This is a genomic window from Streptomyces chryseus (assembly GCF_014650755.1).
Lineage (GTDB): Bacteria > Actinomycetota > Actinomycetes > Streptomycetales > Streptomycetaceae > Streptomyces > Streptomyces chryseus.
Map to the genome: position 1 here is coordinate 407909 of NZ_BMVO01000002.1, position 24076 is coordinate 431984.

Here is a 24076-nt window from a genome sequence, read left to right on the forward strand (position 1 = left end):
ACTGTTCACCATGACCGAGCACAACGCCTCCACCCCCCGGGCCGACCACCGCACCGTTCTGCTGCGGGGCGGAGAGGTCCACAGCCCCGCCGACCCCTTCGCCACCGCGATGGTCGTCGAACGGGGGCACGTCGCCTGGGTGGGCTCCGAAGGGGCGGCCGACGCGTTCGCCCCGGGCGTGGACGAGGTGGTCGACCTCGAAGGGGCACTCGTCACCCCCGCGTTCACGGACGCACACGTGCACACCACCTCCACCGGCCTCGCGCTCACCGGCCTCGATCTGTCCGGGACGCGCGGCCTCGCCGACGCGCTGGAGCGCGTGCGGACCCACGCGGCCGCCGCCCCGGCGGGCCGGATCCTCCTCGGACACGGCTGGGACGCCACGCGCTGGCCCGAACAGCGGCCCCCGTCCCGCGCCGAACTCGACGAGGCGGCCGGCGGCCGTCCGCTGTACCTGCCCCGCGTCGACGTCCACTCGGCCGTCGTCACCACCGCCCTGCTCGACCTGGTCCCCGGCATCACCGCCCTCGCGGGGTACCACCCGGACGCCCCCCTCACCGCCGACGCCCATCACGCGGTGCGCGCCGCGGCGCACAGCGCCGTCACCCCGCGGCAGCGCGCCGAGGCACAGCGCGCGGCGCTCGCCCACGCGGCCTCCCTCGGCATCGGCACGGTCCACGAGTGCGCCGGACCCGAGATCTCCTCCGAGGAGGACTTCACCGCCCTGCTGAAGCTGGCGGCCGGTGAGCCCGGCCCCCGTGTGTTCGGTTACTGGGCCGAGCAGGTCGAGGGCGCCAAGAGCGCCGAACGCATCCGCGAACTCGGCGCTTCCGGCGCGGCGGGCGACCTCTTCGTCGACGGGTCACTCGGCTCGCACACCGCCTGCCTCCACACCCCGTACGCCGACGCGTCCCACACGGGCACCGCCTTCCTCGACACCGCCGCCGTGGCCGCCCATGTCACCGCCTGCACCGAGGCCGGGCTGCAGGCGGGCTTCCACGCCATCGGCGACGCCGCGCTCACCTCGGTGGTCGACGGGGTGCGCGCCGCGGCCGACAAGCTCGGCCTCGCCCGGGTCCGCGCCGCCCGCCACCGGGTCGAGCACGCCGAGATGCTCACCCCCGCCACCATCGCCGCCTTCGCCGAGTTCGCCCTGACCGCGTCGGTGCAGCCCGCCTTCGACGCCGCCTGGGGCGGCGAGGACGGGATGTACGCCCGGCGCCTGGGCGCCGGGCGGGCCCGGACGCTCAACCCGTACGCCGCCCTGCTGCGCGCCGGTGTGCCGCTGGCCTTCGGCTCCGACAGCCCGGTCACCCCGCTCGACCCGTGGGGCACGGTCCGCGCCGCGGCCTTCCACCGCACTCCCGAGCACCGCGTCTCCGTACGCGCCGCGTTCACCGCCCACACCCGCGGCGGCTGGCGCGCCGTCGGCCGCGACGACGCCGGCACGCTGGTCCCCGGGGCGCCGGCCGACTACGCGGTCTGGCGCGCCGACGCTCTCGTGGTGCAGGCGCCCGACGACCGGGTCGCCCGCTGGTCCACCGACCCGCGCTCGGGCACGCCCGGCCTGCCCGACCTCACACCCGGCGTCCAACTCCCCGTCTGCCTGCGGACGGTGGTCTTCGGACAAACTGTTTACGAGCGGCCGAACGAGTGATGTGCGCCGGCGGCTTACGGCCGATCGGTGATCCACCGGGGTCTCGTGCCACCTGCGTATCTTCCGCACTGACCTGGTGATTTGTGCAAACACCCCAGGTCAAACGACTGTTGACAGAAAGCGGCCACCGGCGGGTAGGTTCGGCGGAGTCCACCGCAGGACGTCCGGCCGGCAAACCTCCACGCAGTCGTCGAACGCCGCTGGGTCATGGGGTGGTGCGCCGCACCGGCGCACCAGTACTCGGAGCCAGGTTCAGCGCCCGCGCCTCGGGGGCGAGGGAAGGTTTCGGCCGACCGGCAGGTGGGACCGGGGTGGGGCCCGGACGTTCAGTAGACAACGGCTCTCGGCCGACCCGCAGCCGGCGGGCCCGGGGCCGGCCCGAAGGACACCGGGCCCCGACCCGCAGAAACGACTTCTCGCTTCCCGGCCGCCGGCCGTGCGGGCCCGTCGACCATGCTCGCTATGGTGGGGCAACGGTGTACGGACATTAAGGGGAAGCAGTGAACGACGGCGGTCAGAGGCGTTACGGCCCGCTCGGCAGAGCCTTGGTGATCATTCCGACCTACAACGAGGCCGAGAACATCAAGCCGATCGTCTCCCGGGTGCGTGCCGCGGTGCCCGACGCGCACGTCCTGGTCGCCGACGACAACAGCCCCGACGGCACCGGCAAGACCGCCGACGAGATCGCGGCCTCGGACGACCAGGTCCACGTACTGCACCGCAAGGGCAAGGAGGGGCTGGGCGCGGCCTACCTGGCGGGGTTCCGCTGGGGCATCGAGCACGGCTACGGCGTGCTCGTCGAGATGGACGCCGACGGTTCGCACCAGCCCGAGGAGCTTCCCCGGCTGCTGACCGCCCTGAAGGGCGCCGACCTGGTGCTCGGCTCGCGCTGGGTGCCGGGCGGGCGCGTCGTCAACTGGCCCAAGCACCGCGAGGTGCTCTCGCGCGGCGGCAGCACGTACTCGCGGGTGCTCCTCGGCGTGCCGATCCGGGACGTGACGGGCGGCTTCCGGGCCTTCCGCGCCGAGACCCTGGAGGGCCTCGGCCTGGAAGACGTCGCCTCGCAGGGGTACTGCTTCCAGGTCGACCTCGCCCGCCGCGCGGTCGAGGCGGGCTACCACGTCGTCGAGGTGCCCATCACCTTCGTCGAGCGCGAACTGGGCGACAGCAAGATGAGCCGGGACATCGTCGTCGAGGCGCTGTGGCGGGTGACGGCGTGGGGCGTCGGCTCCCGGGCGAACAAGCTGCTGGGGCGCAAGCCCTCCTGACCTCCCCTTTACGCCGCCCAGGCACCCGTCCAGGCACACTGGGGGGCATGACGACCGGCTCACCGCCCCCGACAGCTTCCCGGCGCTCGCGCGCCCGCACCTTCGTACCGCTCGGCGTCGCCGCCTGGCTGGGACTGGAGATCTGGCTCCTGACCCTGGTGGCCGACGCCGCCGGCGGCCTCACGGTCTTCCTGCTGCTCCTCGCGGGCGCCGTGCTGGGCGGCGTGGTCATCAAGCGGGGGGGCCGGCGCGCGTTCAAGAACCTCACCGAGACGCTCCAGCGCCAGCAGGCGGGCGAGACGCCCGCGCAGCGCCGGCTGGGCAGCGGCAGCGGCTTCCTGATGCTCGGCGGCCTGCTGCTGATGCTGCCCGGACCGGTCTCGGACGTGGCGGGGCTGCTGCTCCTCGTACCGCCGGTTCGGACGTTCCTCGGAAGGCGCGCCGAGCGTTCCCTGGAGCGCAGGATGAGCGCGGCGGGCGCGGGCGGTCTGGGCGACGCCTTCCAGCAGGCCCGCATGCACCGGCCGGACGGCAAGGTCGTGCAGGGTGAGGTCATCCGGCAGGACGGGTCGCCCGCGCCCCGGCGTGACGACGGCCCGCGGCCGCCGCTGACCCCCTGAGGACCGGGCCCGGCCCCTCGCGCCGCGCGCGGGCCGGGCGTGCTCCCGTGAACCGTGCCGCGCCGCCGGGACGCCCGGCGCGTCGCGCGAAGACCGCCCGTGGAACGACAAGAGCCGCGGGGGTGTGACACAGACTCGCTGTGTCACACCCCCGCGGCTCTTGCCGATGTGCTGACTGCCGTCAGGCGCAACGCCGGGGCGCTACGCGGACTTGCGGCTGTCCCGCGGATGCACCGCAATGTTCATGGCGCCGGATCGCAGTACCGCAAGCCTTTCGGCCAGGACCTCTTCGAGTTCCTCGCGGGTGCGCCTTTCCATGAGCATGTCCCAGTGCGTACGCGCGGGCTTGCCCTTCTTCTCCTCAGGCCCGTCGCCGTCCACCAGGAGTGCCGTGGCGCCGCACGCCTTGCACTCCCACTCCGGCGGAATCTCGGCCTCTACCGAGAACGGCATCTCAAATCGATGTCCGTTCGGGCATGCGTACTCCACCGCCTGGCGCGGGGCCAGATCGATGCCGCGGTCGGTCTCGTAGCTTGTCACCACGAGTCGCGTGCCGCGGAGAGCTCGCTCACTCATGAATCGTGCCTCCCGGGCTTGTCGCCCACAGGACAGGTGTCGCTGTCGTCGTCATCCGGTCAACGTCCGGTCGGCGGTAAAGATTCCCGTTGCGGGTCATGCGTCGCCCGTCGTGCCGCTGCTTTTCCCAAGGGTTGGGTACCCACCAGTGCCCGGTTTGTCACTTATGGCAGCAGATGTCACCCAGCGTGGTCGATTTCCGAGCGCGCAGTAACGGTCCGCCTGGCAGGCCAAAGGCGTACACTACCGGCCTTTCACTTCAAGGTCTAAATTCGCTCCGGCACGGGGTTTCCCGCCGCCTCCACCGCGCGTCGTACGGGTACCCGTACGAGCAGGACGAAACCCAGCGCGAAGAAGGCCACGAGCGAGATGATCGCGTCCCGGTAGCTGCCGGTCAGCTGGTAGGCGAGTCCGAAGACCAGGGGCCCGAGCCAGCTCATGCCCCGGTCGCTCATCTCGTACACCGAGAAGTACTCCGCCTCCTTGCCGCGCGGCACCAGGTGGGAGAAGAGGGAGCGGGACAGGGCCTGGCTGCCGCCGAGGACCAGGCCGATCGCCGCGGCCAGCGCGTAGAACCAGACGGGCTCCCCGGCCGGCAGGAAATAGCCCGCCCCGATCGTCAGCGTCCAGGCGGCGAGCGACCCGAGAATCGTGCGCTTGGCGCCGAACCGCTGGGCCAGCCGGCCCATGCCGAGCGCCCCGGCGACCGCGAGCACCTGCACCAGCAGGATGGCCGTGATGAGGGTCGTCTGGTCGAGACCCAGCTCCTCGGACCCGTAGACCGACGCCTGGGAGATCACCGTCTGGACGCCGTCGTTGTAGACCAGATAGGCCAGCAGGAAGGACAGCGTCAACGGGTGGCGGCGCATGTCCTTCACGGTGGCGACCAGCTGGCGCCATCCCGCGCCGACCCGCCCCGGCGCACGGTCGCCGCCCGCCCCGCCCGCCGCCGCCTTCCGGTCGCGCAGCCGGCGCAGCGGTACGAGCGTGAAGGCGCCCCACCACAGGCCCGCCGACGCCAGGCAGATCCGCACGGCCTGGGACTCCGTGATGCCGAAGCTCTCGTGGCCGGAGTACAGGATCAGGTTGAGGACGAGGACGAAGGCCCCGGAGGTGTAGCCGAAGGCCCAGCCGCGCGAGGAGACGCGGTCGCGCTCGTGGGGTTCGGCGATCTGCGGGAGGTAGGCGTTGTAGAGCACCATCGCGACGGACTGGGCGGCGTTCGCGACGATCAGCAGGAACGCGCCGAGCAGGTAGCGGTCGCCGTCCAGGAAGAACATGCCCGCCGTCGCGGCCGCCCCGACGTACGCGGCGGCCGCGAGCAGCGGCTTCTTGCGGCCCGTCCGGTCGGCGACCGCGCCCACCAGGGGCATCACCAGGACGGCCACCACGACGGACACGGAGACGGCGTACGCGAACACCGAGCCCGCCCGTACCGGGACGCCCAGCGGGTGGACGAAGCCGTCCGCGTCCGCCGCGGTCTTCGCGACCGCCGTCAGGTAGGGGCCGAGGAAGACGGTGAGCACGCTCGTCGAGTACACGGAGCACGCGAAGTCGTAGAAGTACCAGCCGCGTTGCTCGCGTATGCGGGCGGCCGGTCCGCCGGGACCGCCCGCCTCGTCCGTGCCGTCCGAACGGTCCACGGTGCCAGCGCTCACCGGGCGCCCCCTCGCTCGTCCCCGTGCCGCTGCGCGCCACGGGGTGGATGCCCGGGCTCAGGCCCAGGCGCCCCGCTCGGTCAGGACCGTGCGCAACGACTCGATGTGATCCGTCATGATGCCATCCACGCCGAGATCGAGGAGCGCTGCCATCCGGCCCGGATCGTTCACCGTCCATACGTGGACCTGGAGGCCGAGCGCGTGTGCGGTGCGTACGAAGCGGTGGTCGACGACCCGGACGCCGTTCTGCGTCTCGGGCACCTGGGCGCACACCGCGCCGCGCCGCACGGCGGCCGGCAGCGAGCGCGCGCGCAGCCACAGTCCGAGGACGCCGGCGGTGCCGAAGGAGGTGGCCAGCCGGGGGCCCGCGAGGCGCTGCGCCCGGGCGACGCGGTTCTCGTTGAACGAACCGACGCAGATCCGGTCCCACGCTCCCGTCCCGCGGATCAGGTCGACCAGGGGCGCGAGAGCGGCCTCCGCCTTGATGTCGACGTTCCAGCGCGCGTCCGGAAACTCCTCGAGCAGTTCCTCGAAGAGGGGCAGCGGTTCCTTCCCCGCCACCCGCGCCCGGCTGACGGCGTTCCAGGGAAGCGCCGCGATCCTGCCCCGCCCGTCCGTCACCCGGTCCAGCGTCGCGTCGTGGAACGCCACGAGCCGGCCGTCCGCCGTGGCGTGCACATCGGTCTCGAAGTAGCGGTACCCGGCCTCCGCGGCGCGCCGGAACGCCGCCGAGGTGTTCTCCAGGCCGTCGGCCGCCCCGCCCCGGTGGGCGAAGGCCAGCGGCGCGGGGTGGTCCAGATAGGGATGGCGTACGCGGTTCACCGGGGGATTATCACGCCTCGCGGTGTACGGGCGGCGACGACCGTGCTGCCGGCGTCCGGCGCGGGTACGGCGAAGACGCGCAGGAAGAACTGCGCGAGCGGGCCTATGGCGAGGGCGTAGAGCACGGTGCCGACGCCGAGCGAGCCCCCCAGGGCGAAGCCGGTGGCGACGACGGCCACCTCGATCGCGGTGCGTACGAGGCGGAGGGAGCGCCCGGTGACCCGGTGCAGGCCCGTCATCAGCCCGTCGCGCGGGCCGGGGCCGAACCGGGCGGCGATGTAGAGGCCGGTCGCCACGCCGTTGAGCACGATGCCGGCGAGCAGCAGCGGGATCCGGCCCGCCAGGGCGTGCACCTCGGGCACGAGGGCGAGCGTGCCGTCCATCGCGACGCCGATCACCACGACGTTGGAGACGGTGCCGAGCCCGGGGCGATGGCGCATCGGGATCCACAGCAGCAGGACGGCGGCGCCGACGGCGATGGAGACCACGCCGATCGTCAGCCCGGTCTTCTCGGACAGGCCCTGATGCAGCACCCCCCAGGGCTCCAGGCCGAGCCCCGCCCGGACCAGCACCGCCGAACTCACTCCGTACAGCGCGAGACCGACGTACAGCTGCGACAGCCGACGCGTGAGTTCCCTGGACACGTGGTGCTCCCTGGGTAGAGGTGGTGGCGTGAGTGGACCGCCGCATGACACTCTGTGGCTTGGCACGAGATGCCATCCATGGCCAATTTGACTTAGGTGGACTGGAAATCATGGCGCAGTGGACTTCGGCGGTCGGCGCGGCGCAGCTCGCCAGGCAGCTCAACGCCCAGCAGACCCGCCCGCCGGGCCCCGGCACGCGCAAGCCACCGGCCTACCGCGCCCTCGCCGACGGCATAAGGCTGCTGGTCCTCGAGGGGCGGGTGCCGGTCGCGGCGCGGCTGCCCGCCGAGCGCGAGCTCGCGGTGGCCCTGGCCGTCAGCCGCACCACCGTCGCGGCGGCGTACGAGGCGCTGCGGGCCGAGGGCTTCCTGGAGTCCCGCAGGGGCGCCGGCAGCTGGACCGCCGTTCCCGCCGGGAACCCGCTCCCCGCGCGCGGCCTCGAACCCCTGCCGCCCGAGTCCCTCGGCTCCGTGATCGACCTCGGCTGCGCCTCACTGCCGGCGCCCGAGCCGTGGCTCACCCGGGCCGTGCAGGGCGCGCTGGAGGAGCTTCCGCCGTACGCGCACACTCACGGCGACTACCCGGCCGGGCTGCCCGCGCTGCGCCAGATGCTCGCCGACCGGTACACCGCGCGGGGCATCCCCACCATGCCCGAGCAGATCATGGTCACCACCGGCGCCATGGGCGCGATCGACGCCATCTGCCACCTCTTCGCGGGCCGCGGCGAACGCATCGCCGTCGAGTCGCCGTCGTACGCCAACATCCTGCAGCTGATGCGCGAGGCGGGTGCCCGGCTGGTGCCCGTCGCCATGGCCGAGGGGCTCACGGGCTGGGACCTGCCCCGCTGGCGGCAGGTCCTGCGCGACGCCGCGCCCCGCCTGGCGTACGTGGTGGCGGACTTCCACAACCCGACCGGCGCCCTGGCCGACGAGGACCAGCGGCGCGGGCTCGTCGACGCGGCGCGTTCGGCGGGAACGGTGCTCGTCGTGGACGAGACGATGACGGAGCTGTTCCTGGACGCCGGTATCGACATGCCGCGGCCGGTCTGCGCCTTCGACCCGTCCGGCAGCACGGTCCTGACCGTGGGTTCCGCGAGCAAGGCCTTCTGGGCCGGCATGCGCATCGGCTGGGTGCGGGCGGCGCCCGACGTGATCCGCAGCCTGGTGGCGGCGCGCGCGTACGCCGACCTCGGCACGCCCGTACTGGAACAGCTCGCCGTCACCTGGCTGATGAGCACCGGGGGCTGGGAGGAGGCGGTGGAGATCCGCCGCGCGCAGGCCCGCGACAACCGCGACGCCCTGGTGGCGGCGGTCCGCAGGGAGCTGCCGGACTGGGAGTTCGACGTTCCGGGCGGCGGGCTGACGCTGTGGGTGCGTACCGGCGGGCTGTCGGGGTCGCGGCTCGCCGAGATGGGGGAGCGCGTCGGCGTACGCGTCCCCTCGGGGCCGCGCTTCGGGGTCGACGGGGCCTTCGAGGGCTACGTGCGGCTGCCGTTCACCGTCGGCGGTCCGGTGGCGGACGAGGCGGCGGTGCGGCTGGCCGCGGCCGCCCGGCTGGTGGAGAGCGGCGCGAGCAACGGGTCCGAGGCCCCGCGGACGTTCGTCGCCTGACGGGGCCTCGGGCGCCCGCCCGGATCACCCCTCGGCGGGCACCGGTTCCGGTTCCTGCGCCGGGGGCTGGATCCGGGCCTGCCCCTGGGGTTCGGTCTCCGGGGGGAGGACGCGCTCGGGGAGCAGCTCGACGACGGCCTGCCGGTGCGCCTCGCTCGTCGCGTCGTCGTACGGGTCGGGCGTGGCCGGGACCTGGAGCCGCATCACGGGGCCCGTGCCCAGGCGCGCGTAGCCGCGTCCGGGCGGGGCGTCACGCGGGGGCGTCGTGTGCGGCGGTTCGCCGAGGACGGCTTCGACCTGCCCGGCAGTGGCCGGACCGAGCACCACGCGCGCGCGTGTGTGGGTGCGCACGGTCTCGCTGAGCGCGTCCACGGCGTCGAACTGTTCCGCCACCACCACGGTCACGTTCGCCGCCCTGCCGTGCCGCAGGGGCACCTGGAGCAGCTGCTGCGGATCGGTGCGCCCCTCAGCGGCCGCCAGATGACCGAAGACGCTCGGCCGGTCCAGCAGGATCCACAGCGGACGCCGGGTGTCCTCCGGAGCGGGGTGCCCGGCCTGCCGGGCGCGGTTCGCGGCGATCAGCCGCCGCTCGGTCTCGTGTGCGGCCCATTCCAGGCTGGCGAGCGCTCCCGGGAGGCCGCATTCGACGGCCAGTACGCCGCCGCGTCCGGTGAGGCACGCGTACTCGCCCGTGCCGCTGCCCTCGACGATCACCACGTCGCCGTGCTGGAGGGCCTGCAGGGCGATCGAGCGCAGCAGGCTGCTCGTACCGCTGCCCGGCTGACCCAGGGCGAGCAGGTGCGGCTCTGTCGAGCGCGTCCCCGTCCGCCAGATGACCGGCGAGGCGTCGTACGTCCTGTCGCCCTCGGTGACCGGCACCGTCCGCTGGACCGCGTCGGCGTCGGTGAAGCCCAGGACGGTCTCGCCGGGGGCGGTGACGAAGCGCTGGGCGGCGATCGAGGTGGCCAGCGGGGGCAGCACGGTCATCAGGAGCTGGTTGCCCTCCTCGTCCCACGCGAAGCGGTACTCGCGGCCGCGCCCCGACTTGGCGTGCAGCAGTTGCTCGACGCGCGCGCGGGACGCGGGCTCGCCGTCGGTGAAGTACGCCGGGTAGCGCACCAGCAGCCGCACGAGGCGGCCGTCGTCGAAGTCGTACTCGGGGAACGCCTTGTCCCACTCACCGCCGTGCGCGAAGAGCGGGGCGGGGTCCTCGGCCACCGAGAAGTACGGCACCAGGGCCTCGTACAGGGCCCGCAGCCGGTCCGTCTCGGCCTCGCCGGGGCCGTTCCGCGCGGGGGTGCGGTCGCGCCCTTTCCAGGCGGCCGCGGCCATCACCGTGATCAGGGCGAGCAGCGGCCCGTACGGGATGAGCGCGACCACCAGGACGACGGCCGCCGCCAGGAACAGGGCAGACCCACGCCGCTCCTTGGGCGTGTCGGACCACTTGCGCCGGCCGGCGGCGACCAGCTTCCGCAGACCACGCGTCAGCGTGATCACGGGATGGAGAACGTCGGTGGCGCTGTCGGCTGCGGTGCGCGCGATCTCGCGGCTGCGGGTGATCGCGGCACTGCCGCTGCTCAGCATGCGAGGGAGTTGACGAGGTCGCCGGGCCACTTCGGTCTCCTGGGGGTGTTGACGCGGTGGTGGCGGGTCAGAATTTGATCCCGCCCAGCAGGCCGGCGAGGCTCGCGCCGCCGGCCTTGATGCTCGGTGCGATCGCCGTGCCCGCGAGGTAGAAGCCGAACAGGGCGCAGACGAGGGCGTGCGAGGCCTTGAGGCCGTCTTTCCGGAAGAAGAGGAAGACGATGATGCCGAGAAGCACGACGCCTGAGATGGACAGGATCATGAGGTTCTCCTGGTTGAGGGGACAGTCACCATGAGTTCTTCCAGGCTCACAGGATGTATCTATACGACAAAAGGTGCAAATGGGTTACTTTTCGGCTTTTTCACTGGAGTGGCGGATGGGTGCCGGTGGGACGTCCGGTTCGCCCTGAATCTTTGCCGCCGTCGCGCCGCGTCATGTCGGTCAACGGGCAGTACCCTGACGATTCACTCGTACGGCGCTGGTGCCGTACATACAGGTCACAGCAGTGAACGGCAGTGGAAGGCGGTCCGTCCGATGAGCGAAACCCCGGATCCCGGAGTGATCGAACTGGCCGGCAAGGTCTTCGATCTGGCGCGTCAGGGAGAGGCCGACGCGCTCGCCGCGTACGTCGACGCGGGCGTGCCCGCGAACCTCACCAACGACAAGGGCGACACCCTCGTGATGCTCGCCGCCTATCACGGCCACGCGGCCGCCGTGGACGTCCTGTTGAGCCGGGGCGCCGACCCGGACCGGGTGAACGACCGGGGCCAGACGCCGCTCGCCGGCGCCGTCTTCAAGGGCGAGACGGCGGTGGTCCGCGTACTCGTCGAGGGCGGCGCCGACCCGGCCGCCGGAACGCCGTCCGCGGTGGACACCGCGCGCATGTTCGACAAGAAGGACCTGCTGGAGCTCTTCGGGGCCCAGTGAGCGGGCGCCGTAAATGTGGTCGCGTCGGTGAAATGACTGGGTCATCATGACGTCGGATTCACATGCACGTGATGCGGGCAGAAGTTGCCGGATCACGGGGAATGTGAGCGGGCCCACTCCGGGCCCACCGACGAGAGGCAGAGGAAATGGTCTACAACGAGCGAGAGATGACGGCGGACGCCGGCCGGACATGTTGTCGCGCGGCCTAGACAGGCACGTATCCCGGTTGCGTCGACAGCTTGATGTGAGGCTTTTTCCATGTTCGATCCAGTCATAGCGCCGAGCGGCACCCTGCTCGGCCTCCTGCAGAGGGGCCGCGGCGACGGCACGCTGCACGCGCTCGCCGCGCCCCGCCCCGAAGCGCTCGCGGCCCTGAACCACTGCGTTCTCGACGATCCCCGCCAGGACTGGCAGGTCGAGAACCGCTCCCTGTACTACGCGCGCCTCTATCTGGATCTCGACGGCGGGCTCGACGCGATCGAGCGGCACCTCTTCGACGCGGAGGACCTCGTCGACGACGACGAGGGCAGGACCGGTCTCGCGCTCGCCGTACTGGGCCACCTCGCCTCGTACGGCAGGGACGACGCCCTCGTGCTGCTGCGGCGGTACGCCAGGACCGGCGCCAACTGGACCTGGGCCCTCGACGAGCTCGCCCTGCGCGACGACGACGCCGGACTGCGCGGCCTCGCCGCGTCCGTCCTCGGCCGGTTCCCCGGCACCCCGGAGGGCGACGCCGCACTGGCCGCCGCCGTACGGGACGCCTTCGAGCCGCGGCCGTGGCGGCTGTGGTCCGAGGACCCGCGCGAGACCGTCGGGGCCCGTGTGCGCGCGGCCCGCGAACAGGGCTCCTTCCACCGCTGGCAGCGGCAGATGAGCCCGGCGGGGCCCCGCCCCGAGTGGAGCGTCCAAGCCGTGTTCGACTGGGCCCAGCAGGGTCTGGACCGCGGTACGCCGCTGCACGTGCCGGCCGCCAGGTGCCTGGGCGCGGTCGCCGGACCCGGGGACCGCACCGCGATCGTCGAGGCCGCCCGCGGCGGCCCGGACGGCGCGCGCTGCACCGCGCTGCACTACCTCGCCGAATCGCGCGACCCCGCGCTGCTCGACCTCGTCGAGTCGGCGGTGCGCGGCCCCTCCCGTACCGTCGCGGACGCGGCCGTGGCCGCCTTCGAGCGGATGTGCGGCGACGACGCCGTGGACCGGGCACGCGGCTGGGTGCACCGCCCGGACGCCCTCGGGGCGTCCGCCGCCGGGGTGCTCGCCTGCCGGGGCGGGGCCGAGGACGCCCCGCTCGTCCTCGGCGCGCTGCGGGAGACCGTACGGGCGGACGGGCCCGACGCACCGCACCTGTGGACCCTCGTGGACGGCGCGGGGCGGCTCGGCGTCCGCGCCGCGGCGCCCGTACTGCGCCACGTCTACCGGGAGACGGCCTCCTCGCACCTGCGCGGTCGCGCGGCGCGCGCTCTGGCCGCCACCGATCCCTCGTTCGCCACCGGATTCGCCGTCGAGTGCCTGTGGGACTGCGAGGAGACCACCCGGGAACTGGCGGCGCTGCACGCCGAGACCGGCGACGCGCGCGTGGCGGAGCGCCTGCGGCGCCTCGCCGCCGATCCGGCCGAGGAGGCCGAGGTCCAGACCGCCGTGCGGAGCCGGATCGGGCCCGACGCGCCCGCCGTCTGAGCGGGCGCGGAGCGGCGGGAGGCGGAGGTGACGGGCGCGGGGGCCAAACGCTCATAGGACGTTCCTCGCCCGGACAGATCCAAGTCGGCCGGGACTCTCGTGGCACGACGACAACACGGGTATGCCTTTGCGTGTCGTCATCGTCACCGAGTCCTTTCCCCCCGATGTCAACGGCGTTGCCCACTGCGCCCTGCAGACCGCCCGGCACCTCGCCGCACGCGGTCACGAACCGCTCGTCATAGCCCCCGCCGCCGCCGGGGCGGCCCCCAGCGCTTCCGGGTCCGCGTCGGCGTCAGGGTCCGGGCCGGCGGCGCCCGCCGGGTCCTGGGCCGGCACCTGGTCGGGCTCCTGGTCCGGGGCCGGGTGCGCGTCCGACAGCGGGCTGCCGTACCCCGTGGTGCGTGTGCCCTCGCTGCCGCTGCCCGGCTATCCGCAGGTGCGGGTCGCGCTGCCCAGCCGACGGGTGGCCGCCGCCCTCACCGCCCACCGGGCCGACATCGTCCACCTGGCCGGGCCCTTCGTACTCGGCGCGCGCGGCATGGCGGCCGCCGCACGCCTGGGCATCCCGGCCGTCGCCGTCTACCAGACGGACCTCGCCGGGTACGCCCGTACGTACGTGGGCGCCGGGGAAGGGACGGCGTGGCGGCGCCTGCGGGCCGTGCACAGCGCGGCCGACCGTACCCTCGCGCCCTCCACGGCGGCGCTGCGCGACCTGGAGGAGCACGGAGTGCCCCGGGTGCGGCTGTGGGCGCGTGGGGTCGACACCGAGCGCTTCCGGCCCTCCCTGCGCGACGACGCGCTGCGGCGCGCTCTCGCGCCGGGCGGGGAACTGCTCGTCGGGTACGTCGGGCGGCTCGCCCCCGAGAAGCAGGTGGAGCTGCTCGCGGGGGTGTGCGGGCTGCCGGGCGTACGGGTGGTGGTCGTCGGGGACGGACCGAGCGAGCCCTCGCTGCGGGCCGCGCTGCCGGGCGCCGTATTCCTCGGGCGCAGGACGGGTGACGAACTCGCCCGGATCTTCGCCTCCCTGGACGCCTTCGCGCACACCGGACCGTACGAGACCTTCTGCCAGACCGTTCAGGAGGCCATGGCGAGCGGCGTTCCCGTGATCGCTCCGGCGGCGGGCGGCCCGCTCGACCTGGTCCGTCACGGGAACACCGGGCTGCTCGTCGAACCGCGCGACCCGGCAGCCGTACGCGCGGCCGTCTCGGCGCTCGCCGGCGACGCCGGGCTGCGCGCCGCCTACGGCCGGGCCGGGCGGGCGGCCGTCGAGACCAGGACCTGGGCGGCCGTCGGCGACGAGTTGATCGGCCACTACACGGACGTACTGCGCGAGCGTACGGCGGTGGCGGCATGAGCGGGGGCGGGAACGGCGGGGCGCTGCGGATCGTCCGGCTGGCCAACTTCGTCACCGCGTCGTCCGGCGGGCTGCGCACCGCCCTGCGGGAGCTGGGGCGCGGCTACGCGGCCGCCGGGCACGAGCCGGTGCTCGTCGTACCGGGGGAGCGCGAGAGTGACGAGATCACCGCACAGGGGCGCGTGATCACGCTGCCGGGCGTGGAGCTGCCGGGTACCGGCGGCTACCGGGTCCTCGCGGGCCGCCGCCGGCTGCGCGCCCTCCTGGAGACGCTCGCGCCGGACCGGCTGGAGGTGTCGGACCGTACGTCGCTGCGCTGGACGGGGGAGTGGGCGCGGCGCAACAGGGTTCCCTCGGTGATGGTGTCGCACGAGACGGCGGACGGGGTGCTGCGCACCTGGGGGCTGCCGGAGGGGGTCGCGGGGCGCACGGCGGACCGGTTGAACGCGCGCAGCGCGTGGGCGTACTCCCGGATCGTGTGCACCACGGAGTGGGCGGAGCGCGAGTTCGTGCGCATCGGCGCGCGCAACGTGGTGCGTGCCCCCCTGGGCGTCGATCTGCGCGCGTGCCGTCCGGAGCTGCGCGGTACGGGACTGCGCGCCCGGCACGCACACGGGAACGACGTCCTGCTGCTGCTGTGCTCGCGTCTGTCGGTGGAGAAGCACCCGGGAACGGCCCTCGACGCGCTCGCGGCGCTTCGCGGGAACGGCGTACGCGCCGCACTGGTGGTCGCCGGGGACGGGCCCCTTCGGGAACGGCTGACGCGCAGGGCGCGTGCGCAGCGGCTGCCGGCCGTGTTCCTGGGGCACGTGGGGGAGCGCGGCGAACTGGCGGACCTTCAGGCCGCCGCGGACGTGTGCCTGGCGCCCGGGCCCGCCGAGACGTTCGGGCTGTCGGCGCTGGAGGCACTGGCGTGCGGCACCCCGGTCGTCGCCAGCGCCTCCAGCGCGCTGCCGGAGGTCATCGGGGACGCGGGGCTCGCGGCCGCCGATTCCGGCGCCGCCTTCGCCGGCGCCGTACGGCAACTGCTCGCCCGCCCCGAGGAGGCGCGCCGTGCGGCGGCCAGGGCACGGGCGGAACTCTTCGGGTGGCCCGCGGCGGTGGACGCGTTCCTGGCCGCCCACGACGCCCGGACGCCGGTGCGGTCCCCCGAGGTGAAGGGATGACCCTGGACGCTCGTACCGAGGCCCTGGCCGGCGCACTGCGCGGTGGCGGGGCGGCCGGCACCGTCGTACGTGCCGGAAGGGAGGCGCCGGGGCACCAGGGGGCGCGTACGCGGGCCTCGGACGGTCCCGCCCTGCTGCGCACGGCTCGTGCGCCGGCGTTCCCGCGCGACCACCCGGTCCGTGCGGTTCTCCACGACCGGGCGCCCGAGCCGCGCGGCCGGCAGGCTGCCCGGGCAGGCTGGTGGCCGGGCCACGGCGGTGCGGTGCGGTTCGTGGCGCTGGGGGACTCGCTCACCGAGGGCGTCGGGGACCCGGTGGGCGAGGGGTGGCGCGGCTGGGCGGCGCTGCTCGCCGCCGGCCTCGCTGCGCGCGGCGAGGCGGCGGAGTTCCGGAACCTCGCCGTGAGCGGGGCGCTCAGCCGCGATGTCGTCGAGCACCAGGCGCCCCGGGCCCTGGCCTGCGCCCCGGACATCGCGTCGGTCGTCGTCGGCGTCAACGACACCCTCCGCCGCGGCTTCGACATCCACGCGTTCGCGGCCGGACTCGACCGGGTCTGCGCCGCCCTGGCCGGGAGCGGCGCCGTACTGCTGACGGCGTGTCTGCCCGATCCCGGGACCATGCTCGGCCTGCCCGCTCCGCTCGCACGTCCGCTGGCCCGCAGACAGCGTGCCGTCAACGCGGTGACACACGCGCTGTCCGCCCGTTACGGCGCCCTGCACCTGCACATGGCCCAGGGCACGTGGGTGGCCGACCGGAGCCTGTGGAGCGCGGACCGCCTGCACCCGGGCGAACGCGGCCACCGGCTGATAGCGGCCCGCTTCCACGCGCTGCTCGCCGCCGAGGGACTCGCGGCCGGGGACCCGCCGGGACAGGAACCCGAGCAGCCCCCGCCCACCCGCGCGGCCGCCCTGAGGTGGCTCCTGACCGCCGGCACCGGCTGGCTGGCTCGCCGCTCCACCGACCTGCTGCCGCAGCTCCTGGCCCTGGCGGCGACAGAAGTACGCCACGGGGCGCGCGGCGCCGGCGGGCGGCTCGACCTGCGCGCCTCCCAGGCCCTGTCGGCGGCGCTGGCCGCCCTGCCGGCGCCGCCCCGCGCCAGAATGGGGGAATGAGCGGGCGCTGGGAATTCTGGGTCGACCGTGGCGGCGCCTTCACCGACGTGGTCGGCCGGCGGCCCGACGGACGGCTCGTGACCCGCAAGCTGCTCTCGCACCACCCGGAGCGCTACCGGGACGCGGCCGTCGCCGGGATCCGCCTGCTGCTGGGGCTCGCTCCCGGCGAGCCGGTCCCGGCCGACCGGATCGACGCCGTCAGGATGGGCACGACGGTGGCCACCAACGCGCTCCTCGAACGGCGCGGCGAGCCGACCGTACTGGTCGTCACCGAGGGCTTCCGGGACGCCCTGCGCATCGCGTACCAGAACCGCCCCCGGCTCTTCGACCGCCACATCGTCCTGCCCGAGGCGGTGTACGAACGCGTCGTGGAGGTCCCCGAGCGGATCGACGCGCACGGAACGACCGTACGGCCGCTGGACCTGGCGGCCGTAACCGCCCGACTGCGCGCCGCGCGCAGCGACGGTCTGCGCAGCGCGGCCGTCGTGCTGATGCACGGCTACCGCCACCCGGCGCACGAGCGGGCCGTCGCCGCCGCGGCGCGCGAACTGGGGTTCACCCAGGTGAGCTGCTCGCACGAGGTCAGCCCCCTGATCAAGCTGGTGCCGCGCGGCGACACGACCGTGGTGGACGCCTACCTCTCGCCGATCCTGCGCCGGTACGTCGACGAGGTCGCCGAGGAACTGCGGGGCGTGCGCCTGATGTTCATGCAGTCCAACGGAGGCCTGCGGGAGGCGGCGCACTTCCGCGGCAAGGACGCCGTGCTCTCGGGCCCGGCGGGCGGCGTCGTCGCAATGGCCCGCACCTCGGAACAGGCCGGGTTCGGGCGGGTCATCGGTTTCGACATGGGCGGCACGTCCACCGACGTGTCGCACTACGCCGGCGCGTTCGAAAGGGACTTCGGCACGCGGGTGGCGGGCGTACGCATGCGCGCTCCGATGATGAACATCCACACCGTCGCGGCGGGCGGCGGCTCCGTGCTGCACTTCGACGGCAGCCGCTACCGCGTCGGCCCCGACTCGGCCGGCGCTGTTCCCGGGCCCGCGTGCTACCGGCGCGGCGGCCCCCTCACCGTCACCGATGCCAACGTGATGCTGGGGCGCGTCCAGCCGGACCACTTCCCCGCCGTCTTCGGGCCGCGCGGCGACCAGCCCCTCGACACGGAGACGGTGCGCCGCCGGTTCGCGGCCCTCGCCGACGAGATCGCGGAGGCGACCGGCGTACGGCGCGGCCCCGAGGAGGTCGCCTCGGGCTTCCTCGACATCGCGGTGCTCAACATGGCGAACGCCGTCAAGAAGATCTCCGTACAGCGCGGGCACGACGTCACGCGGTACGCCCTCACCAGCTTCGGCGGCGCCGGCGGACAGCACGCCTGTGCGGTGGCCGACGCGCTGGGCATCGGCACGGTGATCGTGCCGCCGCTGGCCGGAGTGCTCTGCGCGTACGGCATCGGACTGGCCGACGCCACCGCCATGCGCGAGCAGTCGGTCGAAGCGGAACTCGACGAGGCCGCACTGGGGCGCGTACGCGAACTGTGCGACCGGGTGGCCCGCCGTACCCGCGGGGAACTGCGCGCCGACGGCGTCGAGGACGCGGCGATCAGCACGCACGCGCGCGTGCTGCTCCGTTACGCCGGTACGGACGCGAGCCTGCCGGTGCCCCTGGGCGGCGTGACGGACATGACGGCGGCCTTCGAGGCGGAACACCGCGCGCGGTACGCGTTCACCATGGACAAGCCGCTGGTCGTCGAAGCCGTGTCGGTCGAGGCGGTCGGGACGGCGGGAGCCGACGTTCCCGGGAACGTCACGCGGGATCGGCCCCGCACGGGAACGGCGCGGGCCCGTGCCTCGGTACGGATGTTCACCGAGGGACGGCCGCGGGACACCCCGCTGTACCGGCGCGCCGACCTGCTGCCCTCCGACACCGTGGAAGGACCCGCCGTCGTCGCCGAGGACGACGCCACCACCGTGGTCGATCCCGGCTGGCGCGCGTCCGCCGGAGAGCACGGACATCTGCTGCTCACCCGCGTGCGCCCGCTCCCCGCCACGACGGCGGTCGGAACGGACGTGGACCCCGTCATGCTGGAGGTGTTCAACAACCTCTTCATGGCGGTAGCCGAGCAGATGGGCGTACGCCTCGAGAACACCGCCCACTCCGTCAACATCAAGGAACGCCTGGACTTCTCCTGCGCCCTTTTCGACGCGCACGGGAACCTCGTCGCGAACGCTCCGCACATTCCCGTGCACCTCGGTTCCATGGGAGAGTCGATCAAGGAGGTGCTGCGGCGCAACGAGGGCGTCATGCGCCCCGGCGACGTGTACGCCGTCAACGACCCCCATCACGGCGGCACGCACCTGCCCGACGTCACGGTGGTGACACCCGTCTTCGACGCCGAAGGGGGGCCGTTGCGCTTCCTGGTGGCCTCGCGCGGACACCATGCCGAGATCGGCGGCATCACGCCCGGCTCGATGCCCGCCTTCAGCCGTACCGTTGACGAAGAGGGCGTCCTGTTCGACAACTGGCTCCTCGTGAGGGACGGCGTGCTGCGCGAGGCCCCGACGCGGGAGCTGCTGACCACCGCCGCGTACCCCTCGCGCGACCCGGACGCCAACCTCGCCGACCTGCGCGCGCAGATCGCCGCCAACGAGAAGGGCGTCGCCGAACTGCGCCGCATGGTGGAAGAGTTCGGCCTCCCGGTGGTCCAGGCGTACATGCGGCACGTCCAGGACAACGCCGAGGAGTCGGTGCGCCGCATCGTGGCGGGCCTGCGGGACGGCGAGTACGCCTACGAGACCGACAGCGGAGCGGTCATCCGTGTCGCCCTGCGGGTGGACCGCGAGGCGAGGAGCGCGGTCCTCGACTTCACCGGTACGGCGCCCCAGCAGCCGGGCAACCTCAACGCCCCCAAGTCGGTGGTCATGGCGGCCGTCCTGTACGTCTTCCGGACCCTGATCGACGACGACATCCCTCTCAACAGCGGATGCCTCAAACCCCTGGAGGTGCGGATCCCGGAAGGATCGATGCTCGCGCCCGCCCCTCCGGCGGCGACCGTGGCGGGCAACGTCGAGACCTCCCAGGCCGTCACCGGCGCCCTGTACGCCGCCCTGGGCGTGCAGGCCGAGGGCTCCGGGACGATGAACAACGTCACCTTCGGCAACGACCGCGTGCAGTACTACGAGACCGTGGCGAGCGGCTCGGGGGCGGGCGACGGCTTCCACGGAGCCGACGCCGTGCAGACCCACATGACGAACTCGCGCCTCACCGATCCCGAGGTGCTGGAGTGGCGCTTTCCGGTGCGCCTGGAGAGCTTCGCCGTGCGGGAGGGCAGCGGGGGAGACGGCCGGTGGCGGGGCGGCTGCGGCGTGATCCGCAGGATCCGGTTCCTGGAGCCGATGACCGTGGCCCTGCTCTCCGGCCACCGCCGCGTCCCTCCGTACGGCATGTCGGGCGGCGCACCGGGAGAGACCGGCGGCAATCGCGTCGAGCGGGCCGACGGCACCGTCACACGGCTGGAGGGCTGTGACACGGCCGACGTCGGCCCCGGGGACGTCCTGGAGATCCGCACGCCGGGCGGGGGCGGGTACGGCGCCCCGGGCGGCTCGTGAGCGCCTGAGAGGGCCGCTGAGGGCCTTCTCGGGCCGTCACCGGTCTCCTTCACCGCCGCCTTTCAGTGCCTTCCCGTCAGGACGAAGCGGATGGGCGTGCCGGGGGCGGCCTGCGCCGCCGCCGCGAGGTCCCGCTCCCGCACGACAGCGATCACCGGGTACCCGCCCGTGGTGGGGTGGTCGGCCAGGAACACCACGGGCCGCCCGTCCGGGGGCACTTGCACCGCCCCGAGGACCATGCCCTCGCTGGGCAGCTCGCCGTCCACGGCGCGCTCCAGAGGGGGACCTTCGGTGCGCAGCCCGATGCGGTTGCCGGTGGGGGAGACCCGGTAGACCGCCGTGGCGAGCGTGCGCAGCGCCCGTGCGGTGAACCAGTCCGTACGCGGCCCGGGACCGGCCCGCAGCACCAGTTCGCGCGGCGGACCCTGCCACGGCACGGCATCGGCGTACACCGGCGGACCCGCCACCGGGCCCAGCGGCAGCACCGTACCGTGGGTCAGGGGAGCGGGCCCGAGGCCCGACAGGAGATCGGTCGAGCGGCTGCCCAGTACGGGTTCGCACGCGATGCCTCCGGCGAACGCGAGGTAGCTCCGCACGCCGTCCGCGGCGCTTCCCACGTCGAGCACCGCTCCCGCCGCCACACGCACCGGCGCGCCCCAGGCCGCGGGACGGCCGTCCACGGTGACCCGGCACGGCGCACCGGTCACCGCGACGGTGACCGCGCAACGCGGCCGTACGGCGCAGCCGTTCAGCGTCGTCTCCAGAACGGCTGCTCCGGACGGGTTGCCGACCAGCCGGTTCGCGAGATCGCGCGCGGGCTCGTCCAGCGCCCCCGAGCGCGGCACTCCGAGGTGGGCGTGCCCGGGCCGCCCCCGGTCCTGCACGGACGTGAGCGCACCCGCCCGCACCACGGCGAAAGCCCGGTCCGTCACCCTTCCTCCGGTACGAAGCGCACCCGGGTGCCCGGGGTCAGCAACGCGGCGGGCACGCGCGCGTGGTCCCACAGCACGGCGTCCGTCGACCCGATCAACTGCCAGCCGCCGGGTGACGAACGCGGATACACCCCGGTGTACGCGTCGGCCAGTGCGACCGCTCCCGCGGGCACCGCTGTGCGCGGCGTGCTCCTGCGCGGTACGGCGTACCGCTCGGCGAGGCCGGTCAGATAGCCGAATCCGGGCGCGAACCCGCAGAAGGCCACCCGGAAGAGCGTCTTCGCGTGGATCCGCCCCACTTCCCCGGCCGGTACGCCCCACAGCTCGGCCACCGCCGCCAGATCGGGCCCGTCGTAGCGCACCGGGAGCTCGACGGTGCTCCCGGCGCCGGGCACGAGGGGCGGGATCTCCCAGTCCGCGAGCCCCTTCGCGAAGCGCGCGGGATCGTCGAGGCCGTCGAGCAGCACGGTGCGCGCCGCCGGAACGATCTCCCGCACGGCGGGGAGCGTGCCCTGTGCGCGGCGCCTCAGCAACTCGGCGTGGAACGCCTCGGCCTCCTCGCCGCTGCCGAGTTCGACCAGCAGGGCGCGGTCACCGGCCGGCAGCACCCTCATGGTGCTCACGCGAACGCCTCCACGCGCACGCCGGCGGCCTCCAGGCGTTCCCGTACACGGCGGGCCAGGCCGACGGCGCCCGGGGTGTCGCCGTGCAGGCAGAGCGAACGTGCCCGTACGGCGACCTGGCGTCCGCACAGCGAGGTGACGACACCGGAACGGGCCATGGACAGGGAGCGTTCGACGACCGCTCCCGGGTCGGTGACGAGAGCGTTCTCCTGTGCGCGCGCAACGAGCGTCCCCTCCGCCGTGTACGCGCGGTCCGCGAACGCCTCCGCGACGACGGGCAGCCCGGCCTTCGCGGCGATGTCGAGGAACCGCGACCCCGGCAGCCCGAGGACCGGCCGCCCGCCGCCCGCGAGCAGCACACCGTCGACGACCGCGGCGGCCTGTTCCTCGTCGCGCACCACACGGTTGTAGAGCGCGCCGTGCGGCTTGACGTACGACACCCGTGAACCGGCCGCGCGCGCGAACACTTCGAGCGCCCCTATCTGGTAGGCGACTTCGGCGGCCAGTTCCCCGGAAGGGACGTCCATCGAGCGCCGCCCGAAGCCCGCCAGATCGCGGTACGACACCTGGGCGCCGATCCGTACCCCGCGCTCGGCCGCCAGGTCGCAGACGCGTCGCATGGTCGCCGCGTCGCCGGCGTGGAAGCCGCAGGCCACATTGGCACTGGTCACCACGGAAAGCAGCTGTTCGTCGTCGGTCAGCCGCCACCGTCCGAAGCCTTCTCCGAGGTCGGCGTTCAGGTCGATCACAGCCGAGGTTGGGTCCGTTCCCCTGTCCGGTGCCGCGCCGTTCACCAGCGTCACAAGAGTTCCCTTCCGCGCGTCTCGGGAAGCCCGAGCAGCGCCAGTACGGCGAGTCCGTAACCGACCGCTCCGAAGATCAGAGCGCCGCCCACTCCCCAGCTGCCGGCCAGGAAGCCCACGAGCGTAGGGAAGAACGCGCCCACGGCACGCCCCGTGTTGTACGTGAACCCCTGACCGGTCCCGCGAACGGCCGTCGGATAGAGCTCACTCAGGAACGAGCCGAACCCGCTGAAGATCGCCGACATGCAGAACCCCAGCGGGAAGCCAAGGACGAGCACCACGTCGTTCGCCCCCGAGGGAATGTTGGTGTACGCCACGACGCAGGCGGCGGAGAGGAACGCGAAGAGCGCGATGTTCTTCTTGCGGCCCAGCCTGTCCGTGAGGTACCCACCGGTCAGGTAGCCGATGAAGGCGCCCGAGATCAGGAACGTCAGGTAGCCGCCGGTACCGACGACGGTGAGGCCCCGTTCCGTCTTGAGGTAGGTGGGCACCCAGGTGGCGAGCGTGTAGTAGCCGCCCTGGACACCGGTGGAGAGCAGCACGCCGAAGAGCGTGGTGCGCAGCAGGTCCTTCCTGAAGATCGCCGCGAACGACCCCTTGTCGCTGCTCGCGAGACGCCGCCGGGTCGCTTCCGGGGCGTCGCTGACATGACGGCGTACGTAGATCACCAGAAGCGCGGGCAGAGCGCCGGTCCAGAACATCACGCGCCATGCCGTGTCCGGGTCGAAGTACTGGAAGACCACGGTGTAGACGACGACCGCGAGCGCCCAGCCGACCGCCCAGGCGCTCTGGACCGCTCCGAGCGTACGGCCGCGGTGCCGGGCGGAGGAGTACTCCGCGACCAGGATCGCGCCCACCGCCCACTCGCCGCCGAAACCGAGGCCCTGGAGGGCCCGGAAGACCAGCAGCGTCTCGTAGTTGGGCGCGAAGCCGCACAGGACGGTGAACAGCGCGTAGGTGATCACCGTGATCATCAGCGCCTTGACCCGGCCTATCCGGTCGGCGGCTATGCCGGCGACGGCGCCGCCGATCGCGGAGACGACCAGGGTGACGGTCGTGAGCAGCCCGGTCTGCCCGGTGCTGAGGCTGAAGTACGCGGAGACGGCGACCATGCCCAGCGGCAGCATGAAGAAGTCGTAGGAGTCGAGGGCGTATCCGCCGAACGCCCCGCCGAAGGCCCGGCGGCCACGCGGGCCGAGGGCACGCAGCCAGGCGAACGCGCCGGTGTCGTCGGGGCGTTCGTCCTGCTTCGGCTGTTCCTGGGTGGTACTCATCTGCACCTCGCGAGGGGGAGGAGTGCGCTGGAGACCGTGCGGTGACGCCAAGGTATGGGATTGTTGAACGATCCGACAAGAGTCATGTCAGCTCGTTGCTGCTTCTACGATGGGAGCGCGCGCCCGGCGAGAGCGGCCGGTGCGGGAGAGCCGAGGGAGACAC

At 73.5% G+C, this 24076-nt stretch carries 20 protein-coding genes; 10 read left to right on the top strand and 10 right to left on the bottom strand.

Features of this window, described 5'->3' with window-relative positions; translation table 11 throughout:
* Window positions 1-10 precede the first annotated feature (10 nt).
* The 3 genes from IE185_RS06550 (at window position 11) to fxsA (ending at window position 3545) form a co-directional block, all read left to right on the top strand.
* Entirely contained in the window at window positions 11-1657 is a 1647-nt protein-coding gene (locus tag IE185_RS06550) for an amidohydrolase (RefSeq protein WP_138895980.1), read from the top strand.
* Between the two features lie 500 nt (window positions 1658-2157).
* A complete protein-coding gene (locus IE185_RS06555; protein ID WP_138895982.1) occupies window positions 2158-2925 on the top strand; it encodes a polyprenol monophosphomannose synthase in 768 nt (255 codons plus the stop codon).
* Window positions 2926-2972: 47 nt separating this feature from the next.
* Window positions 2973-3545 (top strand): FxsA family membrane protein, encoded by a 573-nt coding sequence (gene fxsA, locus IE185_RS06560; RefSeq protein ID WP_138895983.1) that lies wholly within the window; start codon window positions 2973-2975, stop codon window positions 3543-3545.
* A gap of 201 nt (window positions 3546-3746) precedes the next feature.
* On the opposite strand, the gene IE185_RS06565 is transcribed toward fxsA, so the two are convergent.
* The 4 genes from IE185_RS06565 to yczE all read right to left on the bottom strand — a co-directional run bounded on the left by IE185_RS06565 (window position 3747) and on the right by yczE (window position 7245).
* Window positions 3747-4121 (bottom strand): RNA polymerase-binding protein RbpA, encoded by a 375-nt coding sequence (locus IE185_RS06565; RefSeq protein ID WP_014044757.1) that lies wholly within the window; start codon window positions 4119-4121, stop codon window positions 3747-3749.
* Between the two features lie 266 nt (window positions 4122-4387).
* Window positions 4388-5779 carry an MFS transporter gene (locus IE185_RS06570; RefSeq protein ID WP_189714780.1) on the bottom strand — a complete coding sequence of 464 codons (1392 nt, stop codon included), beginning with the start codon at window positions 5777-5779 and terminating at the stop codon, window positions 4388-4390.
* Between the two features lie 57 nt (window positions 5780-5836).
* Window positions 5837-6601, bottom strand: a complete 765-nt coding sequence (locus tag IE185_RS06575; protein WP_138896877.1) for a glycerophosphodiester phosphodiesterase family protein — start codon at window positions 6599-6601, stop codon at window positions 5837-5839.
* The gene (yczE, locus tag IE185_RS06580; RefSeq protein WP_138896876.1) at window positions 6598-7245 is read right to left on the bottom strand and encodes a membrane protein YczE; all 648 of its coding nucleotides are present in this window, start codon (window positions 7243-7245) and stop codon (window positions 6598-6600) included. The genes IE185_RS06575 and yczE overlap by 4 nt, the downstream gene beginning before the upstream one ends.
* Before the next feature lie 110 nt (window positions 7246-7355).
* Between yczE and IE185_RS06585 the strand changes: the two genes are divergently transcribed.
* Entirely contained in the window at window positions 7356-8855 is a 1500-nt protein-coding gene (locus IE185_RS06585) for an SCO1417 family PLP biosynthesis transcription factor (protein WP_138896875.1), read from the top strand.
* A 24-nt stretch (window positions 8856-8879) separates the two neighbouring features.
* Here IE185_RS06585 and IE185_RS06590 read toward each other — a convergent pair whose 3' ends face one another.
* Together IE185_RS06590 and IE185_RS06595 are read right to left on the bottom strand one after the other, a co-directional pair.
* On the bottom strand, window positions 8880-10469 hold the full coding sequence (locus IE185_RS06590) for a hypothetical protein (protein WP_138896874.1): 1590 nt from the start codon (window positions 10467-10469) through the stop codon (window positions 8880-8882).
* A gap of 37 nt (window positions 10470-10506) precedes the next feature.
* Window positions 10507-10701, bottom strand: coding sequence for a hypothetical protein (locus IE185_RS06595; protein WP_028814016.1), 195 nt, complete (start codon window positions 10699-10701; stop codon window positions 10507-10509).
* Window positions 10702-10974: 273 nt separating this feature from the next.
* Here IE185_RS06595 and IE185_RS06600 point away from each other — a divergent pair, with 273 nt between their 5' ends.
* The 6 genes from IE185_RS06600 (at window position 10975) to IE185_RS06625 (ending at window position 20281) form a co-directional block, all read left to right on the top strand.
* Window positions 10975-11367, top strand: coding sequence for an ankyrin repeat domain-containing protein (locus IE185_RS06600; protein WP_138896873.1), 393 nt, complete (start codon window positions 10975-10977; stop codon window positions 11365-11367).
* Window positions 11368-11625: 258 nt separating this feature from the next.
* Window positions 11626-13044, top strand: a complete 1419-nt coding sequence (locus IE185_RS06605; protein WP_138896872.1) for a HEAT repeat domain-containing protein — start codon at window positions 11626-11628, stop codon at window positions 13042-13044.
* Window positions 13045-13171: 127 nt separating this feature from the next.
* A complete protein-coding gene (locus tag IE185_RS06610; protein ID WP_189714802.1) occupies window positions 13172-14398 on the top strand; it encodes a glycosyltransferase family 4 protein in 1227 nt (408 codons plus the stop codon).
* Complete coding sequence (locus tag IE185_RS06615; RefSeq protein WP_189714782.1) at window positions 14395-15564, top strand: glycosyltransferase; 1170 nt, start codon at window positions 14395-14397, stop codon at window positions 15562-15564. The genes IE185_RS06610 and IE185_RS06615 overlap by 4 nt, the downstream gene beginning before the upstream one ends.
* Complete coding sequence (locus IE185_RS06620) at window positions 15561-16676, top strand: SGNH/GDSL hydrolase family protein (protein WP_189714784.1); 1116 nt, start codon at window positions 15561-15563, stop codon at window positions 16674-16676. The genes IE185_RS06615 and IE185_RS06620 overlap by 4 nt, the downstream gene beginning before the upstream one ends.
* Window positions 16673-20281, top strand: a complete 3609-nt coding sequence (locus IE185_RS06625) for a hydantoinase B/oxoprolinase family protein (protein ID WP_138894977.1) — start codon at window positions 16673-16675, stop codon at window positions 20279-20281. Before IE185_RS06620 ends, IE185_RS06625 begins: the two co-directional genes overlap by 4 nt.
* A gap of 62 nt (window positions 20282-20343) precedes the next feature.
* Here the strand turns inward: IE185_RS06625 and IE185_RS06630 are convergent, their stop codons facing one another.
* The 4 genes from IE185_RS06630 to IE185_RS06645 are packed head-to-tail and all read right to left on the bottom strand — an operon-like array spanning window position 20344 to window position 23913.
* On the bottom strand, window positions 20344-21213 hold the full coding sequence (locus IE185_RS06630; protein WP_138894978.1) for a 5-oxoprolinase subunit C family protein: 870 nt from the start codon (window positions 21211-21213) through the stop codon (window positions 20344-20346).
* Entirely contained in the window at window positions 21210-21827 is a 618-nt protein-coding gene (locus IE185_RS06635; RefSeq protein ID WP_138894986.1) for a 5-oxoprolinase subunit B family protein, read from the bottom strand. The genes IE185_RS06630 and IE185_RS06635 overlap by 4 nt, the downstream gene beginning before the upstream one ends.
* Window positions 21828-21832: 5 nt before the next feature.
* The gene (locus IE185_RS06640) at window positions 21833-22585 is read right to left on the bottom strand and encodes a LamB/YcsF family protein (RefSeq protein WP_138894979.1); all 753 of its coding nucleotides are present in this window, start codon (window positions 22583-22585) and stop codon (window positions 21833-21835) included.
* Window positions 22586-22635: 50 nt separating this feature from the next.
* Window positions 22636-23913, bottom strand: a complete 1278-nt coding sequence (locus IE185_RS06645; protein ID WP_138894980.1) for an MFS transporter — start codon at window positions 23911-23913, stop codon at window positions 22636-22638.
* Window positions 23914-24076 lie beyond the last annotated feature (163 nt).

Coding starts and splice junctions, on each gene's coding strand:
- IE185_RS06550 (WP_138895980.1), top strand. CDS start 11: ATGACCGAGCACAACGCCTCCACCCCCCGGGCCGACCACCGCACCGTT.
- fxsA (WP_138895983.1), top strand. CDS start 2,973: ATGACGACCGGCTCACCGCCCCCGACAGCTTCCCGGCGCTCGCGCGCC.
- IE185_RS06565 (WP_014044757.1), bottom strand. CDS start 4,121: ATGAGTGAGCGAGCTCTCCGCGGCACGCGACTCGTGGTGACAAGCTAC.
- IE185_RS06585 (WP_138896875.1), top strand. CDS start 7,356: ATGGCGCAGTGGACTTCGGCGGTCGGCGCGGCGCAGCTCGCCAGGCAG.
- IE185_RS06595 (WP_028814016.1), bottom strand. CDS start 10,701: ATGATCCTGTCCATCTCAGGCGTCGTGCTTCTCGGCATCATCGTCTTC.
- IE185_RS06600 (WP_138896873.1), top strand. CDS start 10,975: ATGAGCGAAACCCCGGATCCCGGAGTGATCGAACTGGCCGGCAAGGTC.
- IE185_RS06605 (WP_138896872.1), top strand. CDS start 11,626: ATGTTCGATCCAGTCATAGCGCCGAGCGGCACCCTGCTCGGCCTCCTG.
- IE185_RS06615 (WP_189714782.1), top strand. CDS start 14,395: ATGAGCGGGGGCGGGAACGGCGGGGCGCTGCGGATCGTCCGGCTGGCC.
- IE185_RS06620 (WP_189714784.1), top strand. CDS start 15,561: ATGACCCTGGACGCTCGTACCGAGGCCCTGGCCGGCGCACTGCGCGGT.
- IE185_RS06625 (WP_138894977.1), top strand. CDS start 16,673: ATGAGCGGGCGCTGGGAATTCTGGGTCGACCGTGGCGGCGCCTTCACC.
- IE185_RS06635 (WP_138894986.1), bottom strand. CDS start 21,827: ATGAGGGTGCTGCCGGCCGGTGACCGCGCCCTGCTGGTCGAACTCGGC.
- IE185_RS06645 (WP_138894980.1), bottom strand. CDS start 23,913: ATGAGTACCACCCAGGAACAGCCGAAGCAGGACGAACGCCCCGACGAC.